Below are 10,289 nucleotides of genomic sequence, written 5' to 3' on the forward strand. Positions count from 1 at the left end.
AGGCACCAGTGAATTCACTGAATATTTCATAATACACCTCGTCAGCTATCCCATATAATATCTGATCAGTAGATGATTAACTGAGTTTGGAATTTCACTGAGATGCTCCATGATGTGATTATAATAATCTTTACCATTACTAACTACCCAATTTGCTATATCTTCAACATCATCTTCAGATTCTTCCATAAATTCTAAAAATGGCTCATCTTGAATTTCTATTGAAGCGTCAACTAACTGCTCTTGGAATTTCGCAATCTCATCTCGTTTAAAAGTTGACAGGATAGCTCCTAGTTTCTCTCGATTTTTATCTGATTCTGCAATAATATTCCAAAACCAATCGTGATTATTTCCATGGATATCACTATTTAAGTTTCCATTTCCCATATCTTTCATTTACTTGGGGGTTTGTTGGCTTTGACTAGCTAGACCTGGTTGCCTATACCCCCATCCATTTCTTTCTACAAACTCCTGAATACTAGCATTTTCGGCTTTATTCTTAAATGTAATATAAACGTTTTTCAAATTCTTTAATTCTGAGAGTCTGCTAAAATCAGCCGTATTTAATTTCGAAAGTTCCGTTGCCATAAACCCGGTTAGGCTGGTACATGCAAAGATTGAATCTATATTTTTGATATTAGGCGAATTTATTAAGTTCACCGTGTTCATAATGGACGGGTTATTAAAATCAGGCAAGTCCGCGATATGTTTTATATGTCTTATAGAAAGTTCTGTTACCTGTTTTAAACTACTGATAAAAGTAAAATCGGAGATCTTTTTACATCCCTCTAAGCTTAAAAATCTAAGACCGGGCATCACCTCTGCTAATCGGTCAGCGTCTATTAAGTTTTTATGTATGCGGAGTTTTGTAAGCTTTTCTTTTCTGGCAAAGGAAGACAAAGTCAATTCTGACACCTGTAACGACTCTAATGAAGCATAGGAATCAACAATTTTTTGTTGCTTTTTATTCAATCCATTTTCCAATTCAAAAGTTGTGATATTTTGAAATCGCTCAATCGGCTGAAGAGAAATACCATTTTTAATAAACCCGTAAACTTTCAACTGGGTGATTTCTTCAACGATAGCCAATTGTTCAATACTCTCTATAGCAACGGTTAGTACGGCCTGCATAGATAGCCGTTTTAAATTAGGCAGGAAGGCTGCAATATCTAATCCTTTGGCGCTTTCATCATCCGAGTGTTCCCTATTATCAATCACTAAATTTATAGCGATATCTTTTTTGGCTAAAACCTCATTCAAAATTTTTAGTAGAGCTTTATTGGCTCCCTTCTTTTCAATAGTAATATTTACTTCACCCTTTTCATATTGAAGCTGTACTAAATCATCTTTTGATAGCGTATTCAAATTCATGCTTATGGTATTTTAGTTGTCACCTCACTGCCATTGGGATCATTCGGATCATAGTACACAGTTACCGTGTCTTTTTCCTTTAGGTTCCCGCCCAGCTCGCAATTATAGCGGATAATCTTTTCTCCTTTGGCATCTGTAATCGTGATGGTATAATGTGCCTGTTTTGCCCCATAACGTGTTACACGCTCCGGCAGCTTCTGGTCTATTACCGCTTTTGCAGAAATATAGTTTTTGTATTTTTCTTTCTCCGAACCGTCTTTGTGTAAATAGCTGTAACCCGTATAGGCCAGAGCTATAATTACAAAGAGGGCTACAAGCCAGATTATTCCTTTATTCTTCATCTTATTTAGTTTTTATACCTGGTTGTTGAAATATCTTTTATACATCAGATCAGATTAATATCGGAATATTTCTTTTTCAATGACTTTTCCGCAACATAGCCCAATTGCTTATCCGGCCCGGTAAGGCATCTTTCTAGAAATCCTGAGACAAGGCTTTTATCCCATCCGGCACAGGCACATGCGAGACCCATTCTAAGGTCACCCAATCCCACCTCATGTTTTTGCGGAAAGTTTTCGGTTAAACTGATTAATCTTTCTACCTCTTCTTTTTGGAGCATCAGTTTATCTGCAGAGATGCCACGCAAAGCGCCATTAATCACAGAAAATCCGCCAAATTTAAACAGGTCAAATACGGGAGAAACGTCGTTGTCTGAAGTTCTCATTATTCTGGTGTAAGCCATAGCCGCATAGCTGGTAATCATATCGTGCTCCTTATTGTCTAAGCATATCTTATACAAACTATCTTTTGCACGTTTATAACGGATCAAGCCTAAACTATTGATCATCATGATTTGTGCTTCCCAGGAATTTGCAACATTAACCTGTTTCAAATAAGCAGCCCATAAGTCATCTCCCAGTTCCTTTAAAAACTCTTTCCCGATGATTTTTGCTCCTTTTTTCCTATCAGCAACTTTAGAGGAAGAAAGCTGCTCTTTAATTTCATTTATTTTAGACATTTCATATTGTTTATCTGTTGCTGTTCAATAATATTCCTATCGTTGCTTTGTGGTTTATTTATTCATGCTTCAATTACGCTAAAATTATGATCAGAAATCAAAAGCACCCTCTGGAAGCTCTTCAAAATCCCAGGATTCAGGATGAGTTCCGATTACATGGATTAAACTTTCAATACTTTTAAAGCGTGGCGTTAAGTCTATCTCGTCATGACATAAATAACAAACTTTTTCCTTATTATCTCCTTTATAATAAACACAGAAATAATTTGAATTATCATCTGTCATAATAGGCAGAACTTCATCAAAATCTTCAGGATACTGTTTAAAAAAGACCACCATTCCCTCCAAATTCTCATTGGTTATTCTTTGAAATCCATCCCGTGATACAAAACTTTCCAATGCCTGAACATCGGTTACAGGAAATTGATATTGCTTCAATACTTCTATTATTCTAAAATCATCCTTTACCATATTAATAATTTTCCTGTATTAAAATCTATCGCATCATATCCTTCATTTTTCGGTAGTGATCCATCCCAGCCACAAGGAATATGGCCTGATTTATAAACATTCATAATTACGTCAAACTGTTTCGGAATATTTTTATCTAAATGATCAAAATAGTGCTGTTCAATATAATGGCTAATTATTATACTTTTTAACGAAGCCAACAGATCTTTGTTTACATTATTTTTATCAGCCCATTCAATTATTATCGGTTCGCAGCACTTATAATCCAAACGTGCCTTTGCAGAAATTTCATTCCATTTCCTGGATTCCTCTTTATGAAACGACTGAATGTACCATGATAAACGGTTTCTCGCATACAAGATAAAATTTCCCCAATTCAAACTATTATTATGCTTCAAGCACTCAACATTACTGTTTACCGCTTTTACCGGAATAGTAAACATTCCCTCTTCCAGCGGCTTTCCTATATTTTCAAACCAATTGACTTCATTTAATTTTGCTTTCATATCTCATTTATTACCTGCATGTCCGTATCTCGAAGTAATTCTAATGTCTCCTATGTTTTAGTATTTTCATTCATTATCATAGGTCTCCAATGCTTGCACCAGGCATCTATTTGCGCCTTTCAATCTTGGTATTCATAAGTGATTCCGCCAAGCCGTTGAAATGGGCAAATATTTCATTTTTAAATTTCACTAAACATTTAAATGAAACTGACTGATTTAAAACACGATGTAATACGATTTTGTATTATCTAAATTAGTAATTTGTGTACGACATAGGCAAGATTTTGTGTTTTTTATATGATTATGTTCATTTTCCTGTTTTTGGCATTAAGGTTAGCTTACTAAATTTAGAAATTGTTACTGGAGAATTAACTTAAATCAAAGTTTATTAAGAAACAATCAAAGACGCTGTAAATGGAGTAACGAAATAAGAAGTGAAAATAATAGAGATTTGGCTATAAATTTATAAACGTTTAACCAGTATCAGTAAGGATACGTAACAGAATACTATGACTAAAAATATTATTTTAACCTGCTTAACAGTTATGTTACTGTTTGGTAGAGCCAGCAGTTGCAAAAATATTAATTCAGAAGAAACAACTAAAATGGATACGACAGCACAGAAAGAAGTAAAAGTTGCAGCCCGTCAGATTCTCACCTCATGGCTCGCCGACGGTATTGAAGGTGTTCAGTTTCTTAGTACCAGTGAATGGAAAATCGATGACCAGGTTTTTCTGAACAGTAACAATGATAAAGGATATTTGTTGTTACTCAACCAGGATAAGGATCCACTGGCAGAACTGGATTATGTTCAGGTCCTGTATGCAAGCAAAGAAGATGGAAAATGGAACATTTACCTGGAATCTATGCCAAATTTGGTAATTCCCAGAAGAAAAGAAAACGGAAATTTTGTAGCTAATACGTTCAGTCAGCTCGCTGCTGCCGGAGAAAATGAAATTGGCCGGCAATATAAAAACGGTAACGATGAGTTCAGTAGTAAAGAATTCAAGGAAGACCTAAAGAAAAACCACCAACGTTTTCTATCCAGAAAAATTAAGAATTAACCAATCAGGCACCTAAGACCAAAGAAGAAACAATTATCTTTACTATTGCCATTTGCGGAAAACCCAGATGGATTAAAATTGAAAAATGAGAAAACTAATTATATCAAGCTTAGTATTACTGTCGGGCCTGGCTTCATGTCAGCAAAAACAATCATCAGGTACAACTATTAAAAATCAGGTAAAGATGGATCAGAAAATGCTGGATATTCATAAGCAGGTAAAGACATACGATTACAACCCATTATATGAGGTAGAATTCAGTCAGGATGCCTGTGGTTATGAAATTTTAATTAATGGTGTGCCCTTGCACCGCTATTTGTTATTGGGTAGTACCAATGAGCAGCGTATTCCGATTAATGATCATATATTAACGAGTGGAAAACAGGAGATTATTATACGTTTGTTTCCGCCTCAGCTTTCAGACCAAAGCTGGTCGCAAACACTTGTGGATGCTTCTAAGTTTAAGATTAAAGTGATTCATCACGCCTCTGATAACCCTACAGAAAACTATAAACAGGTTTTTGAATTCATTTCCTCCAATAAACCGGGAACAGAAAACTTCCTCGCAAGTGGGCAAAAGGTTTTTGAATTTAAAGGCTCTTTTGATGCAGAAGTTCCTTATCAGTTGGAAGGATGGCGCAATTCCAAAGACTTGAGTAAAGAGGATCAGGACAAATTACTGAAAGAAGCTGTTGCAGCATATAATAATTTCAGAAATGTACTGATAAAAAAAGATGTGAATGCTTATGCATCATTGATGTATGATAAAGAAGTGGAACTTGCAAAAGCTTTTTACTGGAATACTCCCTCAGATTCCAAAAAACGCTGGGATGAAATGAGTGGTACAGTCCGTGAAAAAAGGGAAATTTTACCTTTGAAAGATTTTAAAATGGTGTTGTATGCTGGTGGAAAAGTGCTTGCATTACAGCCTACGAACGAAATGTATAAAGATTACCTATCTGCTATCCAGGCCCAGACTGAAGATAATGATATCCAAGTTTCTTTCCTGCTTCATAAAAAAGCGGACAGTAATGAACTAACACCTATACGGTAACGATATGGGGTAAAACAGGAAAATTGAATTGCCTGCATTTCCTTATTTTCCATTCCGGTCTTTCAAGCGTGCTTAATTAAATGATGGCTAACGCTTTAGAACCTTATCTAAAAATCTGATTGCTTTGATTTTTGCAAGGTCAATTTTTTCAGTATCCAATTCATCTAAAGCACTTTTCGATACTCCAAGTTTAGTATTTCCCATTTCCCGTATCGCTGACAAAATTACGGAAAGAACAAAATAATCGGATTCATTAGGCAATGCAGCTTTATAAGCCTCAAATGCCTTTGTTTTTAAAAGATCGTTTTCTTTCCTGAACCACATCTGCATATAAGCAGAAGCACTCCAGGCTCTACAATTCGAATTTGTATCATTCAATAAATGATTTTCAAGAATATTCGCGTCGGCAGCTTTCCCAATCCAGCCCAATACAATAATTGCTCTATCTCTCTTATAGTCGTTCTCACTTTTCGTGAACTCTCGCGTATAAGCTAAGATTTTAGATTTATGCTTTTTGTTTAGCTTTCCCAACAAGAAAATAATATCTGCTTGGAATTCTAAATCTTCGTTATCATCCAATTTCTGAATTAAAAAATCCTCAGCCTGCTCGCCGTGTTCTGTAAATCGGAATGCCAGGTGTCGTTTAAAATCATCATCAAGTGTTTGATCCTGTAATAGATTGTAATGAAATTCTATATACGGGCTTTCCATTAACTCCCAAACAAACTCAAGTTGTTCGTCCTCGATATTATTCTCAATAATGCTTTTCAGCCAATTTTTAAATTCAGCAAGTTCTTTCATTTGTTTACATTTTTTAATGCTTTTCTTAAAGGCTTGTCATGATTTATACCTCAAGGTTTGCTACATTTATCTTCATTGTACCTTAGAGATGTAAAATACTAGTATTAAAGAATTTATAAATGTACCTATATCCCGGCAAATATTTATCGTAAGATCAATAATACCAAAGACAAAAAAATGAATCCACTCATTAAAAAATTTAAAGAATATGGTTCTATTACGCCCGAGATCGAAAGTGCATTGACCGCAAAGATTAAGTGCAGAACCAAAAACAAAGGCGATTATTTTCTTAAGCAGGGACAGGTTGTATCGAGCTTGTTTATCCTCGAAACAGGACTTGTACGCTCTTTTTATATAAAAAATGACAGTGAAATCAATTCCTGGTTTGGCTTTGAAAATATAATTTTAGGTTCCATCTTACCATTATTTTATAAGATACCATCGGCTGAGAATATTCAATTTTTAGAAGAGTCTACTTTATATTACATTGAAAGTAATGACCTTAACGAAATGTACCGAAAATATAATGAGATGAACACTATTGGAAGGGTAATGGCAGAGGAATATTGTAAAATTTTAGAAGACCGTGTAATATCCTTACAAACCCAATCTGCTGAAGAACGTTATAATTTTTTACTGGAATATCAACCTGATGCAATACAAAGAATTTCTTTAGGGCATATTGCATCATATCTAGGCATTAAGCAAGAAACGCTAAGCCGAATAAGAAAGAAATAAGTGATTTTGACTTTTGTCAAAAAAACACCTTAAAATCTGAACTTACTTTGCATCATAAAATAAAATAATTATGATTTTAGTAACAGGAGCATCAGGAAATTTAGGAAGTTCGGTAATTGAGAACCTATTAAAGCAAGTACCTGCTAATACCATTTCAGTTTTACAGAGAAATCCAGGTAAAGCCAAATCATTTGAAGAAAAAAACATTAAAGTACATATTGGCGACTACACACATAAAGAATCTATTCTAAAGGCTCTACAAGGTGTAAAGAAGCTTTTATTGATAAGCAGCAGTGGTCAGGATGCTTTACAAGACCATAAAAATGTAATCGATGCAGCTATGGAATCAGGTATAAGTCACATTTATTATACAGGAGGAGCTCTGAATAAAAATGTAAAGGAGTCTCTACTTGGCCCTTTGGCTGATTCATATATAACAACCGAAAAGTATATTATCGAAAGTGGTTTAACTTATACTATCTTCCAAAATGGACTATATGCTGAAACAATTCCATTTTTTATTGGAGAACAAGTTTTAGAAAACGGAATTTATTTTCCCGCCGGAACCGGAAAAGCATCTTTTGCCAAAAGAGCTGAAATGGGAGAAGCCATCGCAAATGTTTTGGCATCAGAAGGCCATGAAAATAAAATTTATATCACAACAGCTCTGCCCTCACATTCTTTTTTAGAAATTGCTCAAATAATATCAGAACTGTCAAATAAAGAAATAACCTATCACGACCCTGATCCTAAAGATTTTGAAAACAAATTAAAAGAATATGGTCTACAAGATGATGATATATTTTATTCTTCAATACTAGCAGCTATTATCAAAAATGATGAATATAATATTACTACGTCCGACTTGGAAAAGCTATTAGGGAGAAAGCCCACAGATTTAAAGAGTTTTTTAACTGAAACTCTTTTTAACTAAATTATTATGAAGTATCTATTTCTTGGATTAGCAATTATATTTGAAGTGATCGGGTCAAGTTTTATGAAAGCCTCAAGTGGCTTTACCAAATGGCTTCCTTCAACAATTGTTATTACAGCCTATATAACATGTTTTTACTTTTTATCACTTGCCCTTAAAACTATTCCATTAGGGGTTGCCTATGCAATTTGGGCAGGATTAGGGATTGTTTTAACAACCGTAGTTTCTATTATTATATTCAAACAAAAATTAGACTTTGCAGCCATAGTTGGAATTATCCTAATCACTTCAGGTGTAGTAGTAATGAACTTCTTTTCAAAAGCAACACACTGAAATATAACTTTTTTTTACTAATAAAGAAATCCCCGCTAGTAGCGGGGATTTCTTTATTTAATAAGCTTTTCTAAATAAGCTATCTTTTCTTTTTCGGTTTGCAACAAACGCTTATAGAGCTTTTTGTTTTCTTCAAACAGTTCAACAACTTTATCTATTGGATTAAATGTTGGTTGATACTGTACATTTGAATTCATCGAAGCATCATAATGATTATTTACAGTATTACCAATAATATTAAAACAACCTCATTCAGGTTAAATTTACTGTGGCTTCACTAAAACTAAAAAACGTTTTACTTTTAATATAACCTGGTAACAGTTATAACCGGCACTTAAATCTACCAACTACCATATATTCAGTACTATAAAAAACAAAAGCACCTGCTTTGGACAGGTGCTTTATAAGCTAACTTGTTATAGTATATTATGCTACGACTACGTTTACTGCGTTTGGACCTCTACGGCCTTCTTCCACATCGTAACGTACTTCATCGTTTTCACGAATGTTTTCTGTTAGACCTGAAACATGAACAAAAACTTCGTTTCCTCCATCATTAGGAGTTATAAATCCGAATCCTTTTTCTTCATTGAAAAATTTTACTGTACCTTCTTGCATTTTAATGTATTTAATTCGCCAAAGATACTCTTTTAAATCATAATACACTGAAATTTAAGTTTTTATTTCACACCTTATAATAGATTCACAAATATTGTCTCCGAAACAGTCAATTTATAAGGTTAAGCTGCTGATTTCATATCAAAACATAAAACACACTTTAAGTCAGATTGATTATTATCCAGACATTTAACACCTGTCAGAAAAACTTCATGCAGCATGAGCGCATCAAGACAACGGTCATAGATAGCTTTTCTACTCAGTATAGTATTTAAATCTAAATTTATACGAACTTCAACAACTACATTACACTTATAAGGTTCAGATAAATAAGAGAGACTGTTATCAAAACTATAGTTGCCCGACCAATTAAAATCTGCCAACTCCAACTCATGTTTACTGAGTTTTTCGGTTACTATTCCGGAAATTATTCTATCCCTGGGCTCAGTATCAGCAGGCAAGCCTAATACATCACCCGATACGAAAGTCATAGTGTAAGTATTCATAGTGAGCAATTTTATATAAAAATACAAATCCAGTTAATTACCTGCTCATCAATTAACATAACAATAATTCCGTTTCCTGTTTGGGATTTAGAATTTCCGAATGTTAAACAATAGAGTAATTAAATAGACCGAATATTATAACTAACTTGGCAAAATATACTAATTCAAAATACTATTATGAATAAAAGCGGACCTATAATTATTATTGAAGATGATCTTGATGACCAGGAAGTCCTTTCTCTAGTGTTTCAAAAACTTGACTATAAAAATGAAATTATATTTTTCAGTGATGGAGAGCTGGCACTGGATCACCTGATAAAAACTCACATAGAACCATTTATTATTTTTTCAGATATTAATATGCCAAAACTCAGTGGGATGGAATTACGTGCTAAAATTCATGAAAATGAAGATTTACGCTTAAAATCTATACCATATCTTTTCTTCTCTACCGTGGCAGAACAGGATAATGTAATTGATGCCTATTCAAAATCAGTCCAGGGATTCTTTATAAAGCCTTATAGTTTCGAAGAAATACATGATGTTATAAAAACAATTGTTGAATATTGGCAGAAATGCGTATCCCCAAATTACATTAAATAGCTTAAATATAGGCGATTCCGGCACCTGTCAATACGCCATTAATAGGAAAAAGTCCAAGCATCAAAATGGTGTAAACTAAAGACAGCTACTTTTCAGGTTACCCGAGCTACTTAATGAAAATAAATTAAAACTATTTAAATAACCTAAAAAAAACCCTGCAATTCTTTAGAATATACAGGGCTTTTCAACTAAAAAAAACTCTTTAAAAGTTATTTAAACCATGTGTGTGCTTATCGTTTTAAAGAGAAATGTGCTTTAAATTCTTTGTTTAT

Annotated in this window: 16 protein-coding genes; 6 read left to right on the forward strand and 10 right to left on the reverse strand. The window is 33.9% G+C overall.

Annotated features, from left to right (window positions below; translation table 11 throughout):
• Nucleotides 1-45: 45 nt before the first annotated feature.
• From EPI11_RS18095 to EPI11_RS18120, 6 genes are all read right to left on the reverse strand, one after another.
• Nucleotides 46-396 carry a DUF4240 domain-containing protein gene (locus tag EPI11_RS18095; protein ID WP_206619141.1) on the reverse strand — a complete coding sequence of 117 codons (351 nt, stop codon included), beginning with the start codon at nt 394-396 and terminating at the stop codon, nt 46-48.
• Nucleotides 397-1,371, reverse strand: coding sequence for a hypothetical protein (locus EPI11_RS18100; RefSeq protein ID WP_128391403.1), 975 nt, complete (start codon nt 1,369-1,371; stop codon nt 397-399).
• A gap of 2 nt (nt 1,372-1,373) precedes the next feature.
• A complete protein-coding gene (locus EPI11_RS18105; protein ID WP_128391404.1) occupies nt 1,374-1,712 on the reverse strand; it encodes a hypothetical protein in 339 nt (112 codons plus the stop codon).
• A 44-nt stretch (nt 1,713-1,756) separates the two neighbouring features.
• Nucleotides 1,757-2,389, reverse strand: coding sequence for a hypothetical protein (locus EPI11_RS18110; protein WP_128391405.1), 633 nt, complete (start codon nt 2,387-2,389; stop codon nt 1,757-1,759).
• Between the two features lie 90 nt (nt 2,390-2,479).
• Nucleotides 2,480-2,860 (reverse strand): SMI1/KNR4 family protein, encoded by a 381-nt coding sequence (locus EPI11_RS18115; protein WP_128391406.1) that lies wholly within the window; start codon nt 2,858-2,860, stop codon nt 2,480-2,482.
• Entirely contained in the window at nt 2,854-3,366 is a 513-nt protein-coding gene (locus EPI11_RS18120) for a hypothetical protein (RefSeq protein WP_128391407.1), read from the reverse strand. Before EPI11_RS18120 ends, EPI11_RS18115 begins: the two co-directional genes overlap by 7 nt.
• Nucleotides 3,367-3,971: 605 nt before the next feature.
• Between EPI11_RS18120 and EPI11_RS18125 the strand changes: the two genes are divergently transcribed.
• Entirely contained in the window at nt 3,972-4,430 is a 459-nt protein-coding gene (locus tag EPI11_RS18125) for a hypothetical protein (RefSeq protein WP_128391408.1), read from the forward strand.
• Between the two features lie 85 nt (nt 4,431-4,515).
• Nucleotides 4,516-5,484, forward strand: coding sequence for a hypothetical protein (locus EPI11_RS18130; RefSeq protein ID WP_128391409.1), 969 nt, complete (start codon nt 4,516-4,518; stop codon nt 5,482-5,484).
• Between the two features lie 87 nt (nt 5,485-5,571).
• Here EPI11_RS18130 and EPI11_RS18135 read toward each other — a convergent pair whose 3' ends face one another.
• A complete protein-coding gene (locus EPI11_RS18135) occupies nt 5,572-6,285 on the reverse strand; it encodes a HEAT repeat domain-containing protein (protein ID WP_128391410.1) in 714 nt (237 codons plus the stop codon).
• A 177-nt stretch (nt 6,286-6,462) separates the two neighbouring features.
• Between EPI11_RS18135 and EPI11_RS18140 the strand changes: the two genes are divergently transcribed.
• From EPI11_RS18140 to EPI11_RS18150, 3 genes are all read left to right on the forward strand, one after another.
• The gene (locus EPI11_RS18140; RefSeq protein ID WP_128391411.1) at nt 6,463-7,023 is read left to right on the forward strand and encodes a Crp/Fnr family transcriptional regulator; all 561 of its coding nucleotides are present in this window, start codon (nt 6,463-6,465) and stop codon (nt 7,021-7,023) included.
• Nucleotides 7,024-7,093: 70 nt separating this feature from the next.
• A complete protein-coding gene (locus EPI11_RS18145; RefSeq protein ID WP_128391412.1) occupies nt 7,094-7,957 on the forward strand; it encodes an SDR family oxidoreductase in 864 nt (287 codons plus the stop codon).
• Nucleotides 7,958-7,963: 6 nt separating this feature from the next.
• Nucleotides 7,964-8,290 (forward strand): DMT family transporter, encoded by a 327-nt coding sequence (locus tag EPI11_RS18150; RefSeq protein ID WP_128391413.1) that lies wholly within the window; start codon nt 7,964-7,966, stop codon nt 8,288-8,290.
• Nucleotides 8,291-8,343: 53 nt separating this feature from the next.
• On the opposite strand, the gene EPI11_RS18155 is transcribed toward EPI11_RS18150, so the two are convergent.
• The 3 genes from EPI11_RS18155 to EPI11_RS18165 form a co-directional block, all read right to left on the reverse strand.
• The gene (locus EPI11_RS18155; RefSeq protein WP_317125651.1) at nt 8,344-8,487 is read right to left on the reverse strand and encodes a hypothetical protein; all 144 of its coding nucleotides are present in this window, start codon (nt 8,485-8,487) and stop codon (nt 8,344-8,346) included.
• 229 nt (nt 8,488-8,716) lie between these two features.
• Entirely contained in the window at nt 8,717-8,908 is a 192-nt protein-coding gene (locus tag EPI11_RS18160; RefSeq protein ID WP_128391414.1) for a cold-shock protein, read from the reverse strand.
• A 122-nt stretch (nt 8,909-9,030) separates the two neighbouring features.
• The gene (locus tag EPI11_RS18165) at nt 9,031-9,414 is read right to left on the reverse strand and encodes a hypothetical protein (protein ID WP_128391415.1); all 384 of its coding nucleotides are present in this window, start codon (nt 9,412-9,414) and stop codon (nt 9,031-9,033) included.
• 177 nt (nt 9,415-9,591) lie between these two features.
• Between EPI11_RS18165 and EPI11_RS18170 the strand changes: the two genes are divergently transcribed.
• Nucleotides 9,592-10,017 (forward strand): response regulator, encoded by a 426-nt coding sequence (locus tag EPI11_RS18170; RefSeq protein WP_128391416.1) that lies wholly within the window; start codon nt 9,592-9,594, stop codon nt 10,015-10,017.
• Nucleotides 10,018-10,289: the final 272 nt, after the last annotated feature.

This window comes from Flavobacterium cerinum (assembly GCF_004028155.1).
Taxonomy (GTDB): Bacteria; Bacteroidota; Bacteroidia; order Flavobacteriales; family Flavobacteriaceae; genus Flavobacterium; species Flavobacterium cerinum.